At 58.0% G+C, this 23,226-nt stretch carries 22 protein-coding genes and 1 tRNA gene; 7 read left to right on the top strand and 16 right to left on the bottom strand.

Going from position 1 to position 23,226, the window contains the following annotated elements; genetic code table 11:
* The first annotated feature begins 1 nt into the window (after nucleotide 1).
* Nucleotides 2-97, top strand: a tRNA-Sec gene (locus ACM6JQ_RS25090).
* Between the two features lie 276 nt (nucleotides 98-373).
* Here the strand turns inward: ACM6JQ_RS25090 and ACM6JQ_RS25085 are convergent.
* The 3 genes from ACM6JQ_RS25085 to ACM6JQ_RS25075 all read right to left on the bottom strand — a co-directional run bounded on the left by ACM6JQ_RS25085 (nucleotide 374) and on the right by ACM6JQ_RS25075 (nucleotide 3,347).
* Complete coding sequence (locus ACM6JQ_RS25085) at nucleotides 374-733, bottom strand: DUF6124 family protein (RefSeq protein WP_095113273.1); 360 nt, start codon at nucleotides 731-733, stop codon at nucleotides 374-376.
* A gap of 471 nt (nucleotides 734-1,204) precedes the next feature.
* On the bottom strand, nucleotides 1,205-2,953 hold the full coding sequence (locus tag ACM6JQ_RS25080) for a phosphoethanolamine transferase CptA (protein ID WP_007914842.1): 1,749 nt from the start codon (nucleotides 2,951-2,953) through the stop codon (nucleotides 1,205-1,207).
* Nucleotides 2,954-3,164: 211 nt separating this feature from the next.
* Nucleotides 3,165-3,347: a DUF6026 family protein gene (locus ACM6JQ_RS25075; protein ID WP_007914840.1), complete on the bottom strand. Its 183-nt coding sequence runs from the start codon at nucleotides 3,345-3,347 to the stop codon at nucleotides 3,165-3,167.
* A 272-nt stretch (nucleotides 3,348-3,619) separates the two neighbouring features.
* On the opposite strand from ACM6JQ_RS25075, the gene gnd reads away from it, so the two are divergent.
* From gnd to ACM6JQ_RS25060, 3 genes are read left to right on the top strand one after another with little or no spacing between them, the layout of a single operon-like run.
* Nucleotides 3,620-4,600 (top strand): phosphogluconate dehydrogenase (NAD(+)-dependent, decarboxylating), encoded by a 981-nt coding sequence (gene gnd / locus ACM6JQ_RS25070; protein ID WP_007914838.1) that lies wholly within the window; start codon nucleotides 3,620-3,622, stop codon nucleotides 4,598-4,600.
* A complete protein-coding gene (zwf, locus tag ACM6JQ_RS25065) occupies nucleotides 4,597-6,120 on the top strand; it encodes a glucose-6-phosphate dehydrogenase (protein WP_414894836.1) in 1,524 nt (507 codons plus the stop codon). The genes gnd and zwf overlap by 4 nt, the downstream gene beginning before the upstream one ends.
* On the top strand, nucleotides 6,117-6,938 hold the full coding sequence (locus ACM6JQ_RS25060; RefSeq protein ID WP_414894835.1) for an HAD family hydrolase: 822 nt from the start codon (nucleotides 6,117-6,119) through the stop codon (nucleotides 6,936-6,938). Before zwf ends, ACM6JQ_RS25060 begins: the two co-directional genes overlap by 4 nt.
* A gap of 31 nt (nucleotides 6,939-6,969) precedes the next feature.
* On the opposite strand, the gene nhaB is transcribed toward ACM6JQ_RS25060, so the two are convergent.
* From nhaB to ACM6JQ_RS25040, 4 genes are all read right to left on the bottom strand, one after another.
* Nucleotides 6,970-8,472 (bottom strand): sodium/proton antiporter NhaB, encoded by a 1,503-nt coding sequence (nhaB, locus tag ACM6JQ_RS25055; protein ID WP_007914825.1) that lies wholly within the window; start codon nucleotides 8,470-8,472, stop codon nucleotides 6,970-6,972.
* Nucleotides 8,473-8,645: 173 nt separating this feature from the next.
* Complete coding sequence (locus ACM6JQ_RS25050) at nucleotides 8,646-9,572, bottom strand: hypothetical protein (protein ID WP_414894834.1); 927 nt, start codon at nucleotides 9,570-9,572, stop codon at nucleotides 8,646-8,648.
* Nucleotides 9,573-9,706: 134 nt separating this feature from the next.
* Nucleotides 9,707-11,008, bottom strand: a complete 1,302-nt coding sequence (locus tag ACM6JQ_RS25045; protein WP_414894833.1) for a hypothetical protein — start codon at nucleotides 11,006-11,008, stop codon at nucleotides 9,707-9,709.
* Between the two features lie 279 nt (nucleotides 11,009-11,287).
* Complete coding sequence (locus ACM6JQ_RS25040) at nucleotides 11,288-11,554, bottom strand: hypothetical protein (RefSeq protein WP_007914821.1); 267 nt, start codon at nucleotides 11,552-11,554, stop codon at nucleotides 11,288-11,290.
* Between the two features lie 354 nt (nucleotides 11,555-11,908).
* On the opposite strand from ACM6JQ_RS25040, the gene ACM6JQ_RS25035 reads away from it, so the two are divergent.
* A complete protein-coding gene (locus ACM6JQ_RS25035) occupies nucleotides 11,909-13,234 on the top strand; it encodes a sigma-54 dependent transcriptional regulator (RefSeq protein ID WP_007914820.1) in 1,326 nt (441 codons plus the stop codon).
* Between the two features lie 83 nt (nucleotides 13,235-13,317).
* On the opposite strand, the gene ACM6JQ_RS25030 is transcribed toward ACM6JQ_RS25035, so the two are convergent.
* From ACM6JQ_RS25030 to ACM6JQ_RS24990, 9 genes are all read right to left on the bottom strand, one after another.
* Entirely contained in the window at nucleotides 13,318-14,622 is a 1,305-nt protein-coding gene (locus ACM6JQ_RS25030; RefSeq protein WP_123375174.1) for a hypothetical protein, read from the bottom strand.
* A gap of 45 nt (nucleotides 14,623-14,667) precedes the next feature.
* A complete protein-coding gene (locus tag ACM6JQ_RS25025) occupies nucleotides 14,668-15,417 on the bottom strand; it encodes a hypothetical protein (protein WP_007914817.1) in 750 nt (249 codons plus the stop codon).
* A 44-nt stretch (nucleotides 15,418-15,461) separates the two neighbouring features.
* Complete coding sequence (locus ACM6JQ_RS25020) at nucleotides 15,462-16,142, bottom strand: C39 family peptidase (protein ID WP_007914815.1); 681 nt, start codon at nucleotides 16,140-16,142, stop codon at nucleotides 15,462-15,464.
* 63 nt (nucleotides 16,143-16,205) lie between these two features.
* The gene (locus tag ACM6JQ_RS25015) at nucleotides 16,206-17,207 is read right to left on the bottom strand and encodes a hypothetical protein (protein ID WP_007914813.1); all 1,002 of its coding nucleotides are present in this window, start codon (nucleotides 17,205-17,207) and stop codon (nucleotides 16,206-16,208) included.
* Nucleotides 17,208-17,281: 74 nt separating this feature from the next.
* Nucleotides 17,282-17,857, bottom strand: a complete 576-nt coding sequence (locus tag ACM6JQ_RS25010) for a hypothetical protein (RefSeq protein WP_007914811.1) — start codon at nucleotides 17,855-17,857, stop codon at nucleotides 17,282-17,284.
* A gap of 1 nt (nucleotide 17,858) precedes the next feature.
* Entirely contained in the window at nucleotides 17,859-18,311 is a 453-nt protein-coding gene (locus ACM6JQ_RS25005; RefSeq protein WP_007914809.1) for a hypothetical protein, read from the bottom strand.
* 357 nt (nucleotides 18,312-18,668) lie between these two features.
* Nucleotides 18,669-19,193, bottom strand: a complete 525-nt coding sequence (locus tag ACM6JQ_RS25000; RefSeq protein WP_414894832.1) for an AAA family ATPase — start codon at nucleotides 19,191-19,193, stop codon at nucleotides 18,669-18,671.
* On the bottom strand, nucleotides 19,190-19,753 hold the full coding sequence (gene pnuC, locus ACM6JQ_RS24995; RefSeq protein ID WP_123375176.1) for a nicotinamide riboside transporter PnuC: 564 nt from the start codon (nucleotides 19,751-19,753) through the stop codon (nucleotides 19,190-19,192). The genes ACM6JQ_RS25000 and pnuC overlap by 4 nt, the downstream gene beginning before the upstream one ends.
* 254 nt (nucleotides 19,754-20,007) lie before the next feature.
* Complete coding sequence (locus ACM6JQ_RS24990) at nucleotides 20,008-21,642, bottom strand: methyl-accepting chemotaxis protein (RefSeq protein WP_007914796.1); 1,635 nt, start codon at nucleotides 21,640-21,642, stop codon at nucleotides 20,008-20,010.
* A gap of 304 nt (nucleotides 21,643-21,946) precedes the next feature.
* On the opposite strand from ACM6JQ_RS24990, the gene ACM6JQ_RS24985 reads away from it, so the two are divergent.
* Nucleotides 21,947-22,777 (top strand): undecaprenyl-diphosphate phosphatase, encoded by an 831-nt coding sequence (locus ACM6JQ_RS24985; RefSeq protein WP_127927848.1) that lies wholly within the window; start codon nucleotides 21,947-21,949, stop codon nucleotides 22,775-22,777.
* Nucleotides 22,774-23,202 carry a DUF1294 domain-containing protein gene (locus ACM6JQ_RS24980; RefSeq protein WP_414894831.1) on the top strand — a complete coding sequence of 143 codons (429 nt, stop codon included), beginning with the start codon at nucleotides 22,774-22,776 and terminating at the stop codon, nucleotides 23,200-23,202. The genes ACM6JQ_RS24985 and ACM6JQ_RS24980 overlap by 4 nt, the downstream gene beginning before the upstream one ends.
* Nucleotides 23,203-23,226 lie beyond the last annotated feature (24 nt).

Here is a 23,226-nt window from a genome sequence, read left to right as displayed (position 1 = left end):
AGGAAGGCAATCGCGCCCGGTGGCGCGGCCGGGCTTCAAACCCGGTTGGGGACGGCATCCGTTCCCGGGCAGGTTCGACTCCGGCTGCCTTCCGCCAGTTTGCCAAGATCAAAAGATCGCAGCCTTCGGCAGCTCCTACATAGACCGGTGTAGGAGCTGCCGAAGGCTGCGATCTTTTGGTTCGGAATGCTTGAAAGACCTGGTCTGGCCCCGTTTAGTCACGATTCAAACGGGGCAACGGTTTTTATGTTGATCATTCCCACGCGCAGTAAAGGAATGCAGCCAGGGACGCTCTGCGTCCCATCCAGAGCCGAACGCGGAGCGTCCGTTGAGGCATTCCCACGCAGAGCGTGGGAACGATCATAGAGGCCCGCTACTGCGGCAACTGCAGATTATCCATCACTCGATTCACCGCCAGTTCACCGAGCATGATCAGTTGCGCGATACCCAGCAGCGTCCTGCGCTGTGACGCGGGTATGAGGTGGGCGAAGTCATGAGCGATGGTTCTGGCTGAGGCGAGTGTTTCGCTGGCATCGGCCAGCAGTTCCTCGTTTTTGAAGTCCGCAGTGACGGCGTACATCCGGCGGGTTTTGCGTGGCGGAGGGGTAGAGCCGGGTGGGCAGAGGTAGTGATCGAGCGCGCGTTCGGCGGCGTCGTTGAGTTTTTTTGAGTCGAGGGATTCGTAGGGGGAGGCGAGGTCGGTTTCGGGTGGGTTTGGTGTTGGTTTGATCATCGGTAAAGCTCCTTGAGATATGGAGCCGTCATCCATCGCTGCTAAACGGATAGGGTGGCGGCTGTACGCGGGTTAGCAGACCAGGCTCAAGGATCCCGGCGCACCGAAGTGCCCCACGCATAGCCGCCATAACGTACTGGCGAAACTCGCGTGCCTTGAAAATTGCCGAGCTGCTAAACCCGATCGCTGATTCGTCAGCGACCGACCCACAATAGAACCCGCCCCCAAAGCGCACAAGCCGGCGGATTCTGGCGTAGCTGTAGGCAATGGCGCAAGGATGTGTAGCCTCGAAGGCGTGTCTGGAGGTGTCTTTTAAACACCGGAGTTTAAATGGCAACTACAACCAGCCATCGCTCAACCACATCACCGCCGTGTGGGCCAGTTGCTGCACATCGGCACCTTTGGTTTATGGCGATCAGTCCTTCGCTAGCAGTGGACATGAAAAAGGGGCCGTTTCAGGCCCCTTCGGTGTTACTGCTCCGCCGCGTCGGCGACGGCGTTATCGGGTTTCTTCGGCTTCATCAAACTGAAGTCGATCAGCGCGCGCTGCTCGGTCTGGTACGGGTCGCCGATCAGTAGTGGCCGCGCCTTGAAGCTGTCGCTGACCAGGCTCTTGCTGCGGTCGAGTTCATCGAAGCTCAAACCGGCCAGGTCGGCCCAGGTATGGATGAGGTGCGAGCTGCTGTACGGGCGATCCAGATCTCCGGCAAAGTTCCAGTCGTGGCTGGCTTTCCACTTCGGCGAAGCCCAGGCCATGAACGGGATGGTGTACATCGGCGCGGTCGGTTTGTTTTCGTTGCGGCCCAAGGTCTTGTGGCCCACCGAGTCGAACACGTCTTCACCGTGGTCGGAGAGGTACAACAGGAAACCGTTCGGATCGGATTTGGCGTAATCCTTGATCAGACTCGAAACGACAAAGTCGTTGTACAGCACGGCGTTGTCGTAGCTGTTGTAGGTCGGTACCTGGTCGTCACGCACACCCGGTGGCACGCCGTTGCGATCCTGAAACTTGTCGAACGTTGGCGGATAGCGGTACTGGTAGCTCATGTGTGTGCCGAGCAAATGCACGACGATCAGCTTGCGCGGTGCCGCGTCAGCCAGCGCCTTGTTGAACGGCTCGATCACGTCGCCATCGTATTGCGCGGCGTTCTGGTTGCGGTTGTTGTTCAGGTACACCTGCTCGTCGGCCTGCTCGGAGAAGGTCGTGAGCATGGTGTTGCGCTTGGTCATGGTCTGCTGATTGGTGATCCAGAAGGTCTTGTAACCGGCCTGTTTCATCATGCTGACCAGCGACGGCGTCGACAGGTACAGATCCGGATGCTCTTCGTCAGCGAAGGTCAGCACCTGCTGCAACGCTTCGATGGTGTACGGGCGCGGGGTGACGACGTTGTCGAACACCGCCAGTTGATCCTTGAGCTTGTCCAGTTCCGGCGTGGTGTTGCGCTGATAGCCGTAGAGGCTCATGCGCTGACGGTTGGTCGATTCACCGATGACCAGTACCAGAGTCTTCGGCTGATCGGCCGAGGCGTCCTGAAGGTTTTTCAGTGGCGGGATCTTGCTCACGTTGTGCAGCATGCCCTGCATGTCGGCGAGGGTTTCCTGATAACGGTGATAAGCGACAACCATTTGCCAAGGCACTGCAGGCTCGATGCGGGTTTCGAATTTTTCGAAGCCTTGGGCGAAGGTGCCCATGCGCAGGGTCTGTTTGACCAGCGGGTAACCGACTACAGCGATCACGATCGCGGTTGCCGCCACCAGCGCACGACCTCGGGGCATGTACACCGGGCGCAGGCGTGTCCACAGGAAATAGGCGAACGCGGTATGGGCGAGGAACGCCGGCACCATCCACCAGGCAAAGTACTGGGTCATGTACTCGCCAGCTTCAGAGATGTTCGACTCGAACATGATGAAGATGACGCTCTGGGAGAATTCCTGCTCATAGATGAAGAAGTAGCCCAGGCTGGCCATCGAGCAGGCCCACAGCACCACGCCAATGATCGCGGCGAGCAGTTTGGTGCGTTTGGGGAACAGCAACATCGGCGCCAGCCAGATCGCGCTCATGACGAACGCCTGACGGAACCCGGTAAAGCCCGAGGTGCCAGTCAGCTGAATCAGCAGTTGGGTGATACCCGAGAAGTACCAGAAGAATACAAACAGCCAGAGAAAACCGGCCCAGTCGAAACCTGTCGCAGTCGTTTTGCTGCGTTTGAACAATGCCATTCGGCGCTCCAGCTCACTCGTTACAACCACCGCCGGAACATCCATGAAGCCGACGAACGGAAGCCGTACGCGCAGGTACGGCCAGAATGGGGCGGAGTATTACGAAGAGAATGTGAAAAGTTTGTGAGTTGCTGCCTTTGATCTATAGCGAAGCGGGCAGCGATGCATCATGTCGGGAACAGCGGCGGCCGTTCCCGAATCAGGCGGGGGATCAAGCGTGGGGATGACGCTGAACGACCGGCAAAGGTTGCGGTTGCACACCTTGGGTCAACAGGCGCAGCTGCGCCAGCTCCTGCTTCAACTGGTCGCGTTCGTCTTTCAACTGACGCAATTCATCGCGACGGATTGTCACGTACAGGGTTTGTGGCGGCATTGCTGTGTGTACTGTGCCCATTGCTCACCTCGCAAATGGCGTGCATCAACTGTAGGTCGTCCCCATTTGGGGTACTGATCTACTATCGGCGCCGATTTTGATTTCTTTTGCCCGTGAATGGAACTTTTTTATTTTTCATGGTCGGTGTGTCTTCGCCACGTTTCGGGGCGTTATCAGTCTGATTCGGGCACAATGCCCGGAAACTTCATCGCAACGCTCTGGACTAACCTCCATCAGTCGCGTTGGGCTATAACCAATGACACACATTTATTTGTAGTAAGGAGCATCAGCACATGCAACTCGGGATTATTGGACTGGGCCGCATGGGCGGCAATATTGCGCGACGTCTGATGCTCAACGGTCACACCACCGTTGTTTACGACCGCAATACCGCTTTCATCGATAACCTGGTCGCCGAGGGCTCCACCGGCGTCGCCGACTTGCCGGCACTGGTTGCCGGCCTGGCCAAACCGCGTGCGGTCTGGGTCATGCTGCCGGCCGGCGCGCCAACCGAAGACACCATCAACACCCTGAGCACTTTGCTCGAAGCCGGCGACACCATCATCGACGGCGGCAACACCAACTATAAGGATGACATTCGCCGGGCCAAGACCCTGGCCGAGAAGGGCCTGCACTACATCGACGTCGGTACTTCCGGCGGCGTCTGGGGTCTGGAGCGCGGCTATTGCATGATGATCGGCGGCGACGCTGAAACCGTGCAGCGCCTCGACCCGTTGTTCGCCGCACTGGCGCCGGGCATGGGTGACATCCCGCGCACCAAGGATCGCAAGTCCGACGACCACCGCGCCGAACATGGCTACATTCACGCCGGTCCCGCCGGTGCCGGGCACTTTGTGAAGATGATTCACAACGGTATCGAGTACGGCATGATGGCCGCGTTCGCCGAGGGCTTCGACATCCTCAAGACCAAGTCCAGCGAGCGCCTGCCGGAAGATCAGCGTTTTGATCTGAACGTGGCTGACATCGCCGAGGTCTGGCGTCGTGGCAGCGTGGTGTCCTCGTGGTTGCTCGACCTGACCGCTGATGCACTGGCCAGCGATCCGAAACTCGACGGCTTCTCCGGCTCTGTTGCCGACAGCGGCGAAGGTCAATGGACCATCGAAGCGGCCATGGAACAAGCGGTGCCGGTACCGGTGCTGTCGAACTCGCTGTTCTCGCGCTACCGCTCGCGCGGCCAGGGCACCTTTGGCGACAAGATTCTTTCGGCCCAGCGCTTCGGCTTCGGCGGCCACGTGGAGACACCGAAGAAATGACCCATACGATCCGCAGAAAATCCAAGGCAGAACCCGCACCACCGACCACGCTGTTTCTGTTCGGTGCCCACGGCGACCTGGTCAAGCGCTTGCTGATGCCGGCGCTGTACAACCTCAGTCGCGACGGCTTGCTTGACGAAAATCTGCGGATCGTTGGCGTTGACCACAACGCCATTACCGATGAGGCCTTTGCGCAGAAGCTCGAAGACTTCATCCGTACCGAAGTGGCGGCAAAAGTCGGCAAGGGCGATCAGATGCTGGATCCGGCCTTGTGGGCCAAGCTCGCCAAAGGTATCAGCTACGTCCAGGGCGACTTCCTGGACGACAGCACTTATTCCGCGCTGGCGGCGAAAATCGCCGACAGTGGCACCGGCAATGCGGTGTTCTACCTGGCCACCGCGCCGCGTTTCTTCAGTGAAGTGGTGCGCCGACTGGGCGCCGCGAAACTGCTCGAAGAAACCCCTGAGGCTTTCAGAAGGGTGGTGATCGAGAAGCCGTTCGGCTCCGATCTGCAAACTGCCGAAGCGTTGAACGCCTGTTTGCTCAAGGTGATGTCCGAGAAGCAGATCTATCGGATCGACCATTATCTGGGCAAGGAAACCGTGCAGAACATTCTGGTCAGCCGGTTCTCCAACAGCCTCTTCGAAGCGTTCTGGAACAATCACTACATCGACCACGTGCAGATTACCGCCGCCGAAACCGTCGGCGTCGAAACCCGTGGCAGTTTTTACGAACACACCGGCGCCCTGCGTGACATGGTGCCCAATCACCTGTTCCAGTTGCTCGCCATGGTAGCCATGGAGCCGCCGGCGGCATTCGGCGCCGACGCGGTTCGCGGTGAGAAGGCCAAAGTGGTTGGCGCGATTCGTCCCTGGACAACTGAAGAGGCACGGGCCAACTCGGTTCGTGGCCAGTACAGCGCCGGCGAAGTCGATGGCAAGTCGCTGAACGGCTATCGCCAGGAGGCCAACGTTTCGCCTGACAGCAACACAGAAACCTACGTCGCACTCAAGGTGATGATCGACAACTGGCGCTGGGTCGGCGTGCCGTTCTACCTGCGCACCGGCAAACGCATGAGCGTGCGCGACACCGAGATCGTCATCTGCTTCAAACCGGCGCCGTACGCGCAATTCCGTGACACCGAAGTCGACGAATTACAGCCGACCTACCTGCGTATTCAGATCCAGCCGAACGAAGGCATGTGGTTCGACCTGCTGGCTAAACGGCCGGGGCCGGCGTTGAACATGGCCAACATCGAACTGGGTTTTGCCTACAAGGACTTTTTCGAGATGCAGCCGTCGACCGGTTACGAAACGCTGATCTACGACTGCCTGACCGGCGATCAGACGCTGTTCCAGCGTGCTGACAACATCGAGAATGGCTGGCGTGCGGTGCAACCGTTCCTTGATTCCTGGCAGCAGGATGCAAGTGTGCAGACCTACGCCGCCGGTGAAGACGGCCCGCAGGCTGCCGAAGATCTGCTGACTCGCGATGGTCGCGTCTGGCATGGCTTGGGATGAGTGACTTGCCGAAACAACCTGTCCGTTTTCTGCTCAGCGACATGGACGGCACACTGTTGCTGCCCGATCACAGTTTGAGTCAGCGCACCATTGACGCGGTGCGTTCTTTGCGTGAGGCCGGCGTGCTGTTCAGCCTCGCCACGGGCAGACCACCGAAGGCCATGTTGCAGCAGATCGAAGCCCTGGGCGTTGATTTGCCGACGGCGGCGTTTAACGGTGGAACCATCGTCAATCCGGATGGCAGTTTGCTGGTTGCGCATTACCTGCCGGCGACGACGGCGCTGATTGCCCTGGCAACGTTCGCCGATCAGCCTGATGTGGAAATTTGGGTGTTCAGCGGCGGTGACTGGCTGCTCAAGGATCCGCACGGGCCGATGGTGCCGCGCGAACAGCATGGCCTCGGTTATCCGCCGGTGGTGGTGGAGAGTTTCGAGCCCTATCTGGAGCGTATCGACAAGATTGTCGCGACCAGTAACAACACTGAACTGTTGATTGAACTGGAGGCGCGCCTGTTGCCCAAAGTCAATGGCATGGCACAAGTGTCACGCTCGCAACCGGTGTATCTCGATGTCACGGCGCTGGAGGCCAACAAAGGCACCGCACTGGCGACCCTGGCCGCGCATCTCGGGATTCCACTGGAACAGACAGCGGCCATCGGTGATGGCGGCAACGACCCGGCGATGTTTCATTGCGCGGGATTGTCGATTGCCATGGGGCAGGCGGAGGAGGCGGTAAAGCGTCAGGCTGACGTGGTCACCGCGCCGAACACCGAAGACGGCGTCGCCCAGGCCATCGAGAAATACATCCTCCCTCACTGAAAGCACTCCTACAGTTTTTACGCGGTGTTGATCAGAGCCAGTAGCTCACCGCGTACCAACCCAACAGGCCCATGACGAACGTGTACGGCAACGCCATCCACACCATCCGCCCGTACGACAAACGCACCAGCGGCGCAATCGCCGAGGTCAGCAGAAACAGGAATGCAGCCTGACCATTTGGCGTCGCCACGCTCGGCAGATTGGTACCGGTATTGATCGCGATCGCCAATGTCTCGAAATGCTCGCGGCTCATGTGCCCGGCGAGGAACGCCTGTTTCACTTCGGTGATGTAAATCGTCGCGACAAACACGTTGTCACTGATCGCCGACAACAGGCCGTTGGCGATAAACAACATGCCCGGTTGTTGTTCGACCGGCAGCGCCAGCACCCACTGAATCAGCGGCGCAAACAACTGTTGATCGTGAATGACTGCGACCACCGCAAAAAACACCACCAGCAACGCCGTGAATGGCATGGCGTCCTTGAATGCGCTGCCCAGACGATGCTCGTCGGTGATACCGGTAAACGCGGTGATCAACACAATCACCATCAACCCGATCAAGCCGACCTCCGCGATGTGAAACGCCAGACAACCGATCAGGATCAGTGCGGCTGCACCTTGCACCAGCAGCGCGGCGCGTTGGCGAGCTGTGCGTTCGGCATTGTCTTCGGCGGCGTAGTTGGCCAGCACCGTGCGAACGTTGTCTGGCAGCAGTGTGCCGTAACCGAACCAGCGCAGTTTCTCCAGCAGCACGCAGGTGACCAGACCCGCCGCCAGCACTGGCAGCGAAACCGGTGCGACCTTCTGGAAGAACTCACCGAAGTGCCAACCCATTTCGTGGCCGATCAGCAGGTTCTGCGGTTCGCCCACCAGCGTGCAGACGCCGCCCAATGCCGTACCGACCGCACCGTGCATCAGCAGGCTGCGCAGGAAGGCGCGGAATTGCTCCAGATCGTCGTGGTGCAATTTCGGCAGGTTCTGGTCGTCAGCAAACTCACTGTCCTGACGCGGATCGTTGCCGGAGGCGACGCGGTGATAGACGGAATAGAAACCGACCGCCGCACTGATGATTACCGCGGTCACCGTCAGAGCATCGAGAAACGCCGAGAGAAACGCCGAAAGAAAGCAGAACATCAAGGCCAGTGCCGCTTTTGACCGCACGCCCAACAGCAGCCGCGAGAACAGAAACAGCAATAGATCCTTCATGAAATAGATGCCGGCCACCATAAACATCAGCAGCAGGATCACCGGGAAGTTGTGCACCAGCTCATCGTAAAGCGCCTGTGGCGTGGTCATCTTCAGCAGCAGTGCTTCGATCAACAACAAGCCACCGGGCATCAGCGGATAGCACTTGAGCGCCATCGCCAGGGTGAAGATGAATTCGATCACCAACAGCCAGCCGGCCGCTACCGGGCCAACCGTGAACAGCACCAGCGCATTAAGGATAAGAAAACCGACGATGGTCGCCTTGTACCAGCGTGGCGAGTGTCCGAGAAAGTTTTGCGCGAACGCCTGGGCCATAGAACCGGACATCGGTTGCTCCTTGTCTTTTAGAAGCGCGCAAGTTGCCGGATGTGGCGGGCAAGTTCAAGGTGTTACCGGATTTGACCGATGTCTTTTTTGCAAGCCTGGCATGTTTCACCCTGGAATGACAAAGGCCCACCGAGTCACGACTCGACGGGCCCTTGTCTGTCGCAGGAAAGCGTTTATCGCAATTTCGACGAAATCACCTTGATTGCCCACGGCGCCGAGAGCCGCCCTAGGTCGGATCGGAGTCTGAAGGTGTGAACCAAGTTTTCTTTCAGGTCTTCGATTTTTGCGGAGTAAACACCTTGTTCATTTGCAGCGAAGGGCACCAAGTCACGGTGATAGTCGACAATCCAGCCTGTTTCACCGGGGGTTGCCGTACCCACCAATGTCACTGATCGATCGGTTGTGGTTTCTTGATTGCCGATCAATTGGAAACTTTCATTGCCCAAGACAAATTGGATGCTGATCGGTGCAGGTTGCTTTATCAGGACCCGCCATGACGAGGAATGCTGCCCATTGGTTTCCCGAGCGATGAAGTTTTGGGTGCCTGTCTTGAGATCCTTGATGTTGGCGCTCCAATGCCCGTCTGTTCCGACATTCAGGAGGCTTAGCACTGTGCCGTTATTCACCAACTCCACTACTTTGCCAGGCGCGGCCTTGCCAATAAAATTCAGTTCATTTTGAAATGTAGTCTCACCGTTTCCGACGGGCGTACCGGCAGCATCGTAAACCGAGTCGATTGAGACCTTTTCGCTGACATCCACTTCAACAGTCCACGTCGCTGACACTTGACCATCGGAGGTTGTCACGCTGTATGCGTGAATACCCCGTGCCTGATCAAGCAGCAGGGCGCTGAAATCACCACGTTCGTCAACAGTCACGAGGTGGTGTGCGGGAATCCCATTGTCCAGCATCACTGCTAACTGATTCGGCTCCGCCGAACCGAAAAAAGACAGATTGCCGTTCGTGGTAGTGCCGTCAGGTGGGATGGAGATATCGTCACCATTGGTGATTGAGAGAATCCTCGGCGCTATAAGCTCGGTGCTTCCTGAGGACAGTTCAACCGATGTGCGATGTTTGGACGGTGTCACTAGATCGTTCATATCAAAATTCCTTTTTCGGGTAGAGCACGCAATGTTCTGCGCGCCCTGCTATCTGATGCCCGATCAAGGTTGACGTCTACTGTCAGTAATTACAGGTACAAGGCCATTCTCGACGAACGGTTAATACGGCTCGCCTATGAATTTAGATACCGCGCCACCATCGCCCGATAGTTGCCATCCAGCGAATAACCGCCGACAAGGATCGCGTCATCCGCTTGCACAGCCAGCGAATTGGCTGTGTCCAGGCTGCGCCCCAAGCGCGTACGCAGCCAGCCTTTGCCGTCGCCAAAACTGTGATCCAGGCCGCCATCACTCGAGTAACGGGCGACGATAAAGTCCGCTTCGATTCCACCAATGGTTGCGCCGACCGCGATGATGCGGCCGTCCGCCATGCGTTGGGCGGCGCTCCATTGGCAGCCGCTGGGGCCGATCTCCAATAATTGTGGCTGGCCGCCATGGTTGTGCAGGTTAGGGCGACCGTTTGTGTGCGGGCTGAATGCCAGGCAGCGAATCGGGTCGCGACTGCTGCCGAAACAGTGCAGTGCCTCTGAGGTTTCGATCACCTGACTGACCTGAGCACTTTTACCGTGCGCCTTGAAGGCCATGAAGCCGTCCACGGCGAAACGCTCGTCGAGGCGGCCGTCGGGCAGGTAGCGCGCCAACAGACCTTCCTGCGGAAAATCGATGGAACCTGCCACCACAATCCGCCCGTCCCTTTGCAGTAGCAGGCTGCTGAGCCAGGTATTGAGCAGCAAGTGGCGAACCATAACGAAGCCACGGCCATTAAAGGTTTCATCCAGGCGGCCGTCGGGTTTGAGGCGAATCAGCATGCCGGCATGGTCGGCGAGTTCGAAGTGGTGATTGGCGATGAGCAGGATATGGCCATCGTCCTGAACGACGAAATCGCTGGCTTCGGCCCCCGGCACACCTGGCGGCAACCAGCTGTCACGGCTGCCCATGGACAAATCGCCCGGCAGGCGCACCACCTGGCGACCGTTGTCACCGAAGCGCACATCCGGTTTGCCCTGGGCATCGAACATAGCGAGGGCGGGCAGGGTGCGATAAGCGTTTTCATAATGCAGCCCGGCCAGCAGGATGCGCCCGTCGGGTAGCGTCTGAACTTTGCCGGCCGTGGCTTCAAAATCCGGGGCAAAGGTGTCGATCACGCTGCCGTTATCACCGAAGGTCAGATCGGCCGAGCCATCGGCCAGCATCCGCGCCAGGCCGAATCGGCTGCCGGTAGCGACGCCGACCTTTGCTGCGACCAGAACGCGCCCCTGCGCATCGAGGGCAATGTCCTCGGTCAGGCTGGAGACGCTGCCAGTGAAATACACTTGAGCGACGCCGGTGGCGGCAAATGTTCTGTCGAGTTGACCGGCTCGGCTCAATAAAGACGTCGATACCGCCGGCAGCGCAAAAGTGTTCAGGGTGGACATGCACGCATCTCCTTGCGAGTTGACCTGGACCGGAAACCGGATGGGTAACTGCATGAGCGAAACATTCAATCCCTGAACCGGGAGAAGTACAACTGTAAGAACTAACAGGTGGAGGGTCGCACTGTGCCAGAACAGTGTCTTTTTGAACCAATAGCAAGCCGCCCAAGCAGTTAAGCCTGAACACGTTGCAAATAGTTGTACAAAAGTACCGAGCGTTAAAAAGACTGCAACTAAGGGAAGAGGGCGGATGACCTGAACGTCATCCGCATTACCCGGTTGTTAGTGTGGCATCGACCAGGATTGCAGCAAGTGACCTTCTTTGCTGAGTTCAGCGCGCGCCTGCTGCAGCAGTTGCTCGAGTTGCGCCGGATCAGAGTAGGCGCTGCTTGGGATCTGTTTGCGACCGATACTGTTATTGGTCCGGTCAATCACGGTCAGGCTCAGTTCGCCATTGCCGTCTTGTGGCGCCCAGGCCACGCACTGGAAAGGTTTGAACGCGTGGTTGGCAATCAGAAGAGCTTCGTTGATACGGAGCGGGGCGGTCATGGGTTTTTCTCTCTGTCGTGCCCAATCAAGTGATGTGCCGTCGGTTGGGCTTACCGTTCGGCTGGTACTTGTACTGATGCACCGAACCCGCAGGCGGGTCACACATGAAACAAAGAAATTTCAACTTTCTTTCATGGCGTTGCTTTACAGACAGGTTTTTGAAAGCTCACTGAAAGGTTAAGGCAGAAATTAGTAGATAGCTGACTAACAACTTCTGTTCTTATAACGTGTTTGCTTGTACACCTATAAGCAATCGATACAAGGCCCTGTCAAAATCTTGCTAATGTTACAGTCGGGTCTGCCAAATGACTGTTTTTACAATCATTTCTAATAATTTGGCGCCAAGGAACAGTCATGAGCGAAGCGCCAGCGTTACGACGTTTATTGGTGGTCGATCCCTGCGACGATTGCCACCGCTTATTGCCCGGATTACGCGCCGTAGGTTGGGATGTTGATAGCTGCACTCTGGAAAATGCCGCCGATCGAAGTTGTGATGTCGGCTTGTTGCGATTGCAGCCGTTTCACCTCGAACGACCTGAAGCCGTCAAGGAACTGATCAGTCGCAGCGGCACCGAATGGATCGCCGTGCTCAATCAGGAAGTCCTGCGTTTACAAAACGTCGGTGACTTCGTTTGTGAATGGTTTTTCGATTTTCACACCTTGCCGTTCGACGTGTCGCGGGTACAGGTTACCCTCGGCCGGGCATTCGGCATGGCGCGTTTGCGCGGGCAGGGCACGATTCATGTGGATCAGCCCGAACACGAATTGCTTGGCGACAGCAAACCGATCCGCGAACTGCGCAAATTGCTCAGCAAACTGGCGCCGACCGAATCGCCGGTATTGATCCGCGGTGAAAGCGGCACGGGTAAAGAACTGGTTGCACGCACGCTGCATCGGCAATCCCAGCGTCACAACAAACCGTTTGTGGCAATCAATTGCGGGGCAATTCCCGAGCACCTGATTCAGTCCGAGCTGTTCGGCCACGAGAAAGGTGCGTTTACCGGCGCCCATCAGCGCAAGATCGGGCGCATTGAGGCGGCCAATGGCGGCACTCTGTTTTTGGATGAGATCGGTGATCTGCCGCTGGAACTGCAAGCCAATCTGTTGCGCTTCCTGCAGGAACGGCACATCGAACGTGTCGGAGGCAGTCAGCCGATCCCAGTGGATGTGCGCGTTCTGGCAGCGACCCACGTCGACCTAGAGGCGGCCATCGAGAAAAAGCGATTTCGTGAAGATCTGTATTACCGGCTCAACGTGTTGCAAGTGGTCACCGCGCCGCTGCGTGAACGTCACGGTGATCTGTCGATGCTGGCCAACCATTTTTCGCACTTCTACAGCCATGAAACCGGCCGACGCCCACGCAGTTTCAGCGAAGACGCGCTGATTGCCATGGGCAAGCATGACTGGCCGGGCAATGTCCGTGAATTGGCCAACCGTGTGCGGCGTGGGCTGGTATTGGCCGAAGGCCGGCAGATCGAGGCCCGTGATCTGGGGTTGATCAGCCAGCATTCGATCGCTACGCCCATGGGTACGCTGGAAGATTACAAGACCCGCGCCGAGCGCCAGGCGTTATGCGACGTATTGAACCGGCACAGCGATAACCTCAGTGTTGCCGCAAAAGTCCTCGGCGTATCACGGCCGACGTTTTATCGTTTGCTTCACAAGCACCAGATCCGCTAGCTGGCTGAAGATCAAAAGATCGCAGCCTTCGGCAGTTGTAATCCCTGTAGGAGCTGGCGAAGGCTGCGATCTTTTACTTTTGCTTAGAAGTAGTACGGGAATTTCAGGCTGAAGGAAAAGTCCGGGGCATCATCCGTCATGCCGATGGACAAGTTGGGTACGATGGTCAGGTTGTCGGTGGCCGCAATGGTCATGCCGACGTTGAAGTAGCCGGCGTTGGCGTCGCTGGACACCACCGATTCCCAATCCCCGCCATCCTGTTTCAGCTTGCTCTTGCGTTGCACCAGATCAGACACCGAGAACGACATACTCATCTTCTCGTTCAGCGCAAACGCAATACCGGCGCCGATCTGGAAGCTGTCGCCGATCTTTACCTTGCCCGGGTTTTTCTGGTTGACCGTCGAACTGATGTCGTCAAACGACTCCTCCAGGTTGTGGGTGTAGGACAAGCTGCCGAACAGCACCGCCGGGTCGAACGTCTTGACCAGCGAGATGCCCGGCGTGATCGACCAGACGCCGTTGCCGGTGGGCAGGGTGTCAGGTACAAACAGATTGGAGTTGGCATTGGTCTGGCGCAGTTTGATTCCGAACGGATCCTTGCCGGTTGGCGCCTTGACCCGCAAGGTGACGACCGCGTCCGGTGTATTGACCGACTCGTCGAGGAATTTGTAAGCGATGCCGAAGTTGACGTCGCCAATGGTTGGATCCTTGGTGACGGTTTCTTCTGTGGTGACACCCGCCGCGCCCTCATTGCCGCCGCCCGACTGATAAGTCGATTCGCGATACACCACGGGCACGTTCAAGTCGAACTGCCAGCGGTTATCGAAGTTGTAGCGGCCCGTCAGGTCGAGGGTCCATGTGTCAGCCTTGATCCGGTCGAGGTTGATGTTGCCGAGAAAGATCGAATCGAGTGCGAGGAAGCCATTGAGAATCAGCTGACGGGTGTCATAGCGCGAGTAGGTGATGCCGGTTTCGACGCTGAACTTGCCGCCGCCGAAGAAGCCGCTGGCCTCGTCGTACAGGTTGGAAACGCTCTGCGCCGGTTGCGAATCGTCCGCCAGCGACTGCCCGTAAGAAGCGCCACTGCCCCCGGCGGCGCCTCCTGATGCTGCTGCCGCACCGGTGCCGGTGGCGACGCGATTGCCTTTCATGTCCGATGGCGATTTGGCCAGCCGTTTTGGCGGTGGGGCGGCGGGTTGCTCTTCAACCTGGCGGACTCGTTGTTCAAGTACCGCAAGGGCTTTTTGTTGTACTTCGTATCGTTGTTTCAGCTCCAGAAGTTCCTGTTTCAGGGCCTCTACATCTGCGTCCGGTGCTGCTTGAAGCATCGCCGCAGGGAGAAGAGTGCTCAAACACACTGCGGCACGCAGTGATACTGATCGATACATGAATAAGCCGTCCCTTTAAGCCCAATGATCGAGACTCAGCGTAGTTCAATATCCAATACTGCGTAGGGCCCCGAGTTGAGTCAGGTTGCAATCCAGTGCGCCGGCACTTCTGCCGTTATTATTGAGTACGACGTTAAGTTGAGTCAGGTTGTTGACCACATTGGCACTCCCGAGCAGACGGGTGTTTTGCAAGAGACCGCTCGAAGCGACCTGTTGCAGCGCCGTGCCTTGATTGCCGCTGGCTTGTATCGCCATTTGCACGCCACCCGTACCGGTTGCCGACACTGCGACATTGCCGGCGGCATTACTGCCGGAAATAGTCTGGCCGGCCATCAGGGCCTGGCCCTGTACGGGGGCGAGTGCTGGCGCCTGATTGGCTTCCTTGACGTTAATGGCGACGTTGTTGTTCGCCGTGTTGCCGTCACCCGCCGCGCGTACGCTCTGCGTCACGCCCGACGATGAGTTAAGGCCGGCACCACCGATAATCGATCCCGTGCCCAGTTCCGGCGTATTGCCGTTGCCCATCTCCTTGATGGTCGACACGTAAAATTCCGGTTTGATGGTGGTTTGTTGCACCTGCATGGATGCAGACGCCCCGATCAGATCGCCACTGGCGTTGCGCCAGGTACTGCTCATGACAATGCCGAAGCTGATAATCCGCCCCGGCATCACATACCGACCACGCAGCTCGGCGAGCTCCTGGTCCTTGATTTCTATGGGTTTGAATCCTGCATTGGCGTAGCCCGATGCGCTCGCTGCCAGGCAGGCGGCGGCCAGCCAGTATGAGGTTTTCATCTGCTGCTCCCGGGACATCCAGTCCCATTTTCTATAATCGGCGATTAAAAGAAGTCGCTCTGAATGAACCCGAAATCCATCAATTCAGCATCTTTGACAGGGTTGAAACCGTCGAGCTTGTTCTTGGCTGTCAAGGGCACCGGAGGGCTGCGCAAGGCGTTGACCTTGTCATATCCGGGACCGACGATGGCAAAGACAATGCCGTTCCAACCTTTGACAAAGTCGTCATGTTTGTAACGCTTATGGCCGAGAACCGGGTCTCCGATGTAAACCCAATCCTTGTCCGAACGCTGCAACACGACGAAATGCTTGTAGCCGCGAATTTCCATCAGTACCACCACCGGGATCGTTACCGCTTCGAGCTTTTCCGGTGGAATCTTGTAACCCCTGGCGCGCATGCCGATGCTTTCTATGTAGCGCTTCATGTCCAGCATGGAGAACCCTTGCGTACGAACAAGGTCCTGGTCAGCGTTGACCAGCATGCCTTTGATGATGTGCTCCTCATCGACGTCGAGCCAATAGGCCTGGCGTAATACCGTGGCCAGTGCAGCAGCGCCGCAGCTGAAATCGGTTTTTTGTTCGACGATGTCGGCAAACTTGCGCTCGCGGATGCTCTGCACGTTTTTGTAGACGAGCGTGCCACCCGGCAGGGCAGCCACGGGCATCTGACCGGCCTGAGTCAGGCCACAGACGAAAAGCAGAGTGAGGAGGGCAGTCTTACGCATGATCGATACGCCTTTGCGGACTGAGGAAAAGCCCCGTTGCCGGGGCTTTCGTTTCGATCGCGATTACAGGCAGGCTCTGCAGCCAGCAGCGATGGACAGCGAGTTGCTTTGTTGGTTGCCCACACCCGCCGAGACGTTGGCTCCGCCGTTGCCGGAGAAGTTGTTCATCGAGTTGGTCATGTTGGCATTGTTGACCACAGGGGCTTTCCAGCCATCTTTGGTCATCACCTGTTGGGTGGTTACGCCAGCCAGGCCAAAAGTACCGACGGCTTCGAACTTGGCTTTCTGGTCATCGTTGCCACCGTGGCCGCCGCCACGATTGCCATAACCGCCGTGGTCATCATCTTCGATGGTTGCAGTGCCTTTGGCTTTAAACACGCCAGCGGCCGCGTAGGTGCCAGTGAGGGTATCGGTTTTGTAGGTCTGCACGCCTTTGTTGTCGACAACCAGGCCAGTGGAAGACTGGTTGGCGGCAGCAGCGGCAGTGGCTACACGGCCACCGGATACGGCGATTGCGAGGTTGTTTTTCTGTTGGTTGAAGTTGCCTGCAGACACGTTGATGCCGATGTTGCCGGAACCATTGTTGCCTGCATTGTTGAGCGTAGCGTTATTGAAGGTGGACGAGTTTTTCACATAGTTGTTGTTGTTGACTTGAGTTGCACTCGAGGCAGCAACAGCGTTGCCGAAGATGAAGCTTTCATCGGCAGTAGCCAGCGCGGCGGCGTTGTCCTGCTGGTTGCCGTCGCCGGCTGCAACGTTGGCACCCATGTTGCCGTTAGAGCCATTGAGCGAGTCGCTGGCATTGGCGTTGTTCAGAGTGCCCTGGTTTTTCACCACGTTGCCGTCGCTGTTTTGCGCGTCGAGTACAGCGGCGCCGGCGCCTGCGGTGATCTGCAGCAGTTGTTCAAGATTTGGACCTTGTGGCTGGCCGTGACCGTTGCCGTGTCCATTGCCATGCCCGTTACCATGACCGTTGTTGTCATCACGACCGCCTGCCTGTGCTGCGATTGCCATCACTGCTGCAAGTGCGAAAACCAGTGGTTTGAGAGCCATTGTAGGTTTCATGGTGTTTCTCCATCGTGCTTATTAGTTGGTTAAGTGTTGGTACTTTCTAATTGCACTGCTTTTTGTTGTTTGGGTCAGTCAGCGACCCGGATGCTCAGGGTGTTAGCCATTCGGTTCCCCACCCCGGCACTCTGGTTCACCTGGATTACCCCGCGGCTGCCGGTGAAGGCCTGATCACTTGTCGTGACCTGGCGACTGCCGGATGAGGTACCAGTTGCTCCTGAGCTCGGTAAAAGCGCCACGTTCTGTTGTGAAAGGGCACTGTCGTCAACGCTCTGCGGGGCAGCACTGATGCTGACGCGCGTGACGTTGGCCATCTGGTTGTTGGCCCCGGCACCCTGGTTCACACCAAGGATGCCGTTGCCATTGCTGAAAGAGGTGCCGCCGATGGTTGCGCTGGCGTCCATCGAGCGAGAGGCAGGCGTATCGATTTTCTGCATGACGCTGGTGCTGGCATGGGATCCGGTGCCGATCGCCACAGCCTTGACGTTGGCCTGTTGCATTTGATCGCCAGCCGCCTGGTTGACGTTGAAGTTGCCGCGGTACTGAACCCCGGAATCCTGAATGTTGGCGTTGTTCACTGAAGCGGGATCGGCAGCCATGACAGTGGTGCAACCGAGCAAGGCGAGCAGAAGGAGTGAACGATTCATTTCATTGGCCTCCGGCCATGCGGGTCAATGGCGCAAGGCCGGAACTCATGGCGCGGTTGATCGTGCCGGAAATCGCGCCACCGGAACCGCCACCGTGGCCAGCGCTCATGCCGGGCATGCCGTTGGGATTGGTGAGGGTATTGAGGCCTGGCATGTTGGCGCCGGCCTGGACATTGTTGGTGGTGCGGAACGCGCTGCCGCTGGCGACGCCGGCGAAGTCGCCATCGCTCAATTCGGTGCTGTTCATAGTGGAATTGATGCGTGCGGACGGGTTGGCATTGACGGTAGTCGGGTAGGGGTCTTTGCCACCGTTGCGACCGATCGGGATAGGCTGAACATCGCGATCGAGAACAATCACGCCGTTACCTTCTGCCTGCACGTTGAAGCTGATCAACGTACTGGCTGCTGATCCGATCAGCAGAAGGCAGGTCAAACCTTTTTGGATATTCCCCACGGCTGCAATTCCTTCTTCAGTGGGCTGGCCCTAGTCAGCGTTGTGAAGGAGAGAGCGAAAGCTGTGCCGCTTTTTAAAAACGTTGTAATTTCAAAGGGTTGGAAAATAAATGCGCACGTCTGATACACAGGCTGTTTCAGGCTTGATACACGCACTGGTGCGCCGACCTGTCCATTGGCTGAACAAAGCTCTGGAACAAGGGTTTGCCGCGGTGTGTATCAGCCGCGTAACAACTCGGATGACAAAGCAGTGAACAGTGCTGAAACGGGCACTTTGCAACTCACGGAGTGTTTCAGGAACGGACACTTTGCCCCCAAAACAGGGGGGAGTCGTGGGGAAGTTGACCCGTTGACCGGGTCACTGCCTCAGCAATTGCTCGACGGCGGCAAATGCCTGAGTGTGGCGTTCGGCCCAATTGCCCTGAATGATCTGAAAACGCTGGTGATGGTTTTCCAGCCAGTTTCGCGTGGACTGGTAAAACGCCATTCGCTCGTGCAGATCCGGTTGGCAGCGCTGACCGTCATCAGTCCAGTCGACCTGTTCCGGGGACAAAAGAAGGTGCAGATCGTAATGCCGTGCCAACAGCTCGGATTCCAGCCAGGCCGGGCAGTCACCGAACAGCGTCTGGCTCCATAGCATATTGCTCAACAAGTGAGTGTCGAGAATCAGCAACGAAGGCTGCTGCGCTCGCGCCTGGTCCTCCCATTGCATTTGGCCCTGAGCGATTTCCGGGATGTCAGCCAGACAGGTATCGCGGGGATTGAGCTCGATAAAGCGGCGCACGTACTCATCCACCCGCACGCCGCCAAAGCGTTGTTGCAGGCCCGCCGCCAGCCAGCTCTTGCCGGTGGATTCGGGCCCGGTCAGGACCACAACCTTCATGTGCGCAACGCCGGGTCGGCGCGCCATTCGCGAAAGCCTTGAATCGCCAGCAAGGTGAACAGCCCGTACAGCGCAGCGGTCAGGTACAGCCCCTTATAGATGAACAAGCCGACAAAAATCACATCGAGCACGAACCACAGCGCCCAGCATTGCAGGCGTTTCTGCGCCATCCACAGTTGTGCCACCAGGCTGAAACCGGTCAGCGCGGCATCGAGCCACGGTTGCGCGGCGTCGGTCCAATGGGCCATGGCCGCGCCGAGCAACAGGCTGCCGATCGCGCCAACGCCTAAGCCGACCAGGATCGAACGTTGATCAAGGCGCGTGACCTCACGACCGTCATGCATCGTCCCGGCGCGGGTCCATTGCCACCAGCCATAGACTTGCAGCGCGGCGTAGACCACTTGCAGCAACATGTCCGAGTACAGCTTCACTTCAAAGAAGATCCAGCTGTAGAGCAAGACCATGACCAGCCCGATCGGCCAGCACCACGGATTCTGTTTGACCGTCAGCCACACGGCGATCACGCCAAGGGCGGCGGCAAACAGTTCAAGCCCGGACATGGCGGTTCCTTGGGGTAAATTGAGGAGGGGGCGGATTGTACTGCATTGGGCCAAACCCCTCACCCTAACCCTCTCCCAGAGGAGAGGGGACTGACCGAGTTGGATGTTCGAGATACGCTGACCTGATCTTTCTGCGTTGAATCCATAATCGACTCGATTTTTCAGGTCGACGTATAGCTTGAGACACCTCGGTCGGCCCCCTCTCCTCGGGGAGAGGGCTGGGGTGAGGGGTGGGCTCACCAGAGTTACACGGGTCAGACGCGGAACTGGCGCAGCAGGGCGTTGAGTTGTTCGCTCAATTGGCCGAGGCGCAGGCTTGCCGCACTCGACTGCTCGGCCGCGATTGCAGTGCTGTGCGAGAGGCCGGCCGCTTGCGTGACGTTCTGATTGATGTCCTCGACCACATGCGCCTGTTGCAGCGTGGCGCTGGCAATCGACGCATTAAGACCATTGAGATTGCGCAACGCCTGGCCAATGGCATTCAGACTCGCCCCCGCCAGCCCGGCTTGCTCGATGGTCAGTTGCGATGCCTTGCTGCTGTCACCGATCACCTTCACGGCCGCCTCGGAATGGTTCTGCAAGCGTTCGATCATCGACTGAATTTCCGCTGTCGACTTCTGCGTGCGCTGAGCCAACAAGCGCACTTCATCGGCGACCACGGCAAACCCGCGACCCTGCTCACCGGCCCGGGCCGCTTCGATTGCAGCGTTGAGCGCGAGCAGGTTGGTTTGCTCGGCAATTGAGCGAATCACCTCCAGTACACTGCCGATCTGTGTGCTTTCGGCGGCGAGGGTGCGAATTACTTCAACCGCTTGATCGATGGTGCCGGACAGCTTGTCGATCTGCTGCAAGCTGCCATCGATGTTGATCTGGCCCTGTTGCGCCTGTGCTTCGGCATCGCGCATTTCGGCGGCGGCGTGCTCGGCGTTCTTCGCCACATCCTGCACACCGTAGGTCACTTCGTTGATCGCCGTCGCCACCAGTTCCATCTGCTGCGACTGCTGCTGGCTACGCTGTTGCGCCTGCGAAGCGTCGTTGCCCAGTTCGCTGGACGACTGGCCCAAGGCGCTGGCCGACACCTGCAAATCACCGATCACCCGCCGCAGTTTGGCGGTAAAGGCATTGAAGTGATGCGCAAGCTCGGTGACTTCATCCTTGCCATGGGTATCGAGACTGCGGGTCAGGTCGCTTTCACCGCTGGCAATGTTGGCCATGGCGTTCACGGTTTCCTGTAGTGGACGGACGATGCTGCGCGCGATCAGGATCACCAGCAACGCCATGATCAGCGCAATCGCCAGGCCGATGACCGTGGCTTTGATCACCTGACCCTGGAACTCCGCCTGTACGTCATCGACGTAAACCCCGGAGCCAAGCACCCAGCCCCACGGTTCGAACAGTTTGACGTAGGAAGTTTTGGCCACCGGCTCACTGGCGCCCGGTTTTGGCCAACGGTAGTCGACCATGCCGGCGCCTTTGGATCGGGCGATGGCGACCATTTCGTTGAACACCGCGAAGCCGTCCGGATCGCGGATCGCCGAAAGGTTCTGGCCTTCGAGTTTCGGGTTGGTCGGGTGCATGACCATCACGGGCGTGAGGTCGTTGATCCAGAAGTAATCGCTCTGGTCATAGCGCAAACCACGAATTGCTGTCAGCGCCTGTTTCTGCGCGGCGTCCTTGCTCAGGGTGCCGGCAGTTTCGAGGTCGTGGTAATAGGTCAGCAGGCCGCTGGCGGTCTGCACCACGTGCTGGGTTTTCTGGGCCTTGGCGTGATAGAGATCGTCGTGGATCTGCTTGAGCATCAATACGCCCAAGGTCAGCAACATGACCACCGCCACAATCAAGATGAGCCACAAGCGTCGGCTGATCGACACACTGCGCAAGCTGTTCATAACGCTGTCACTCCGGATTCTTTTTCTTGTAATAAACGACCGCCAGCATCCAACCACGATTTTGTGAGCGGGCATACGCGACCCAAGTCGTATAACGCGGCAGCGCTATTAAGGCTTGTCTGTTAGGATTTCGGCCCCGCGCGTGAAAACCTGAATCCAAATTGATATTTCACGGAATTTTGACTGTTTCGTGTGGATCCTGTGCGTGCGGAATCGGTACAGCCACAACCAGCTACGCTGATCGCAGTGAACGTAAAAAAATACTATCGGGGCATGCCAGCGCGCATCGCTCTTTGGGGGATTGATGGATCTTTGGACGGCCTTGCAGGCACTGATACTAGGAGTTGTAGAAGGGCTGACGGAGTTTTTGCCCATTTCCAGTACCGGACACCAGATCATTGTGGCCGACTTGCTCGAGTTCGGCGGCGAACGGGCCATGGCGTTCAATATCATCATCCAGCTCGGCGCGATCCTCGCGGTGGTCTGGGAGTTTCGACGCAAGATTTTCGATGTGGTCATCGGTTTGCCGACCCAGCCCAGTGCCCGTCGTTTCACCGCTAACCTGCTGATCGCATTTCTGCCCGCCGTGGTGCTGGGCGTGATCTTTGCCGACCTGATCCACGAATATCTGTTTAACCCGATAACCGTCGCGACCGCACTGGTGGTGGGCGGCATCATCATGTTGTGGGCGGAAAAGCGTCAGCATGAAGTGCATGCGGAAACGGTCGACGAGATCACCTGGAAAGACGCCCTCAAGGTCGGCTTTGCGCAGTGCCTGGCCATGATCCCTGGTACCTCGCGTTCCGGCTCGACGATCATTGGCGGCTTGCTGTTCGGCCTGTCGCGCAAGACCGCTACCGAGTTCTCGTTCTTCCTTGCGATGCCGACCATGGTCGGTGCGGCGGTTTACTCGGGCTACAAGTATCGCGACCTGTTTGTCCCGGCTGATTTTCCGGTGTTCGCCATCGGTTTTGTCACCGCATTCATCTTCGCCATGATTGCCGTGCGCGGTTTGCTCAAGTTCATCGCCAGCCACAGCTATGCGGCATTCGCCTGGTATCGGATCGTGTTTGGTCTGGTGATTCTGGCGACGTGGCAGTTTGGCTGGATCGATTGGGCGGCGGCCAAGCCATGAGTGACTCCCGCGCACGCCGGCCCGAAGGGCGACCTTCGGGCGGCAACATTCAGCATCTGAAATTGAAACTGCTGGTTCTGCTGATCGTCTGCGCGCTGCCCCTGTTCGGCTCGTTGTCGATGTGGCTGCGCGGGATTTCGCTGGTCCCGCTGGCCGCTTACGGGATCGTCAGCGTGCTGGCGTTCTCCATGTATTGGGCGGACAAGCGCAAGGCGCGCGCTGATGCCTGGCGCACACCGGAGAACATCCTGCATGCGGTAGAGCTGGCGGGCGGCTGGCCGGGCGCGTTGATTGCTCAGCAGGTGTTCCGGCACAAGACGCGCAAAGTGTCGTTTCAGATTTTGTTCTGGGTGATTGTGCTGCTGCATCAGGTGTTCTGGATCGACCAGCTGTTTCTCGGCTCGAATCTGCTGACCCTGTTTTGAATACACCGCAATTCCCTATGTAGG

It is taken from the genome of Pseudomonas sp. IT-232MI5, from assembly GCF_949767845.1.
GTDB lineage: Bacteria > Pseudomonadota > Gammaproteobacteria > Pseudomonadales > Pseudomonadaceae > Aquipseudomonas.
This window is presented reverse-complemented; position numbering and strand designations above follow the sequence as displayed.

Excerpts from the sequence above, each read along its gene's own strand:
- ACM6JQ_RS25085 (WP_095113273.1), bottom strand. The coding sequence starts at position 733 with ATGATCAAACCAACACCAAACCCACCCGAAACCGACCTCGCCTCCCCC.
- ACM6JQ_RS25080 (WP_007914842.1), bottom strand. The coding sequence starts at position 2,953 with ATGGCATTGTTCAAACGCAGCAAAACGACTGCGACAGGTTTCGACTGG.
- ACM6JQ_RS25075 (WP_007914840.1), bottom strand. The coding sequence starts at position 3,347 with ATGGGCACAGTACACACAGCAATGCCGCCACAAACCCTGTACGTGACA.
- gnd (WP_007914838.1), top strand. The coding sequence starts at position 3,620 with ATGCAACTCGGGATTATTGGACTGGGCCGCATGGGCGGCAATATTGCG.
- zwf (WP_414894836.1), top strand. The coding sequence starts at position 4,597 with ATGACCCATACGATCCGCAGAAAATCCAAGGCAGAACCCGCACCACCG.
- ACM6JQ_RS25060 (WP_414894835.1), top strand. The coding sequence starts at position 6,117 with ATGAGTGACTTGCCGAAACAACCTGTCCGTTTTCTGCTCAGCGACATG.
- nhaB (WP_007914825.1), bottom strand. The coding sequence starts at position 8,472 with ATGTCCGGTTCTATGGCCCAGGCGTTCGCGCAAAACTTTCTCGGACAC.
- ACM6JQ_RS25050 (WP_414894834.1), bottom strand. The coding sequence starts at position 9,572 with ATGAACGATCTAGTGACACCGTCCAAACATCGCACATCGGTTGAACTG.
- ACM6JQ_RS25045 (WP_414894833.1), bottom strand. The coding sequence starts at position 11,008 with ATGTCCACCCTGAACACTTTTGCGCTGCCGGCGGTATCGACGTCTTTA.
- ACM6JQ_RS25040 (WP_007914821.1), bottom strand. The coding sequence starts at position 11,554 with ATGACCGCCCCGCTCCGTATCAACGAAGCTCTTCTGATTGCCAACCAC.
- ACM6JQ_RS25035 (WP_007914820.1), top strand. The coding sequence starts at position 11,909 with ATGAGCGAAGCGCCAGCGTTACGACGTTTATTGGTGGTCGATCCCTGC.
- ACM6JQ_RS25030 (WP_123375174.1), bottom strand. The coding sequence starts at position 14,622 with ATGTATCGATCAGTATCACTGCGTGCCGCAGTGTGTTTGAGCACTCTT.
- ACM6JQ_RS25025 (WP_007914817.1), bottom strand. The coding sequence starts at position 15,417 with ATGAAAACCTCATACTGGCTGGCCGCCGCCTGCCTGGCAGCGAGCGCA.
- ACM6JQ_RS25020 (WP_007914815.1), bottom strand. The coding sequence starts at position 16,142 with ATGCGTAAGACTGCCCTCCTCACTCTGCTTTTCGTCTGTGGCCTGACT.
- ACM6JQ_RS25015 (WP_007914813.1), bottom strand. The coding sequence starts at position 17,207 with ATGAAACCTACAATGGCTCTCAAACCACTGGTTTTCGCACTTGCAGCA.
- ACM6JQ_RS25010 (WP_007914811.1), bottom strand. The coding sequence starts at position 17,857 with ATGAATCGTTCACTCCTTCTGCTCGCCTTGCTCGGTTGCACCACTGTC.
- ACM6JQ_RS25000 (WP_414894832.1), bottom strand. The coding sequence starts at position 19,193 with ATGAAGGTTGTGGTCCTGACCGGGCCCGAATCCACCGGCAAGAGCTGG.
- pnuC (WP_123375176.1), bottom strand. The coding sequence starts at position 19,753 with ATGTCCGGGCTTGAACTGTTTGCCGCCGCCCTTGGCGTGATCGCCGTG.
- ACM6JQ_RS24990 (WP_007914796.1), bottom strand. The coding sequence starts at position 21,642 with ATGAACAGCTTGCGCAGTGTGTCGATCAGCCGACGCTTGTGGCTCATC.
- ACM6JQ_RS24985 (WP_127927848.1), top strand. The coding sequence starts at position 21,947 with ATGGATCTTTGGACGGCCTTGCAGGCACTGATACTAGGAGTTGTAGAA.
- ACM6JQ_RS24980 (WP_414894831.1), top strand. The coding sequence starts at position 22,774 with ATGAGTGACTCCCGCGCACGCCGGCCCGAAGGGCGACCTTCGGGCGGC.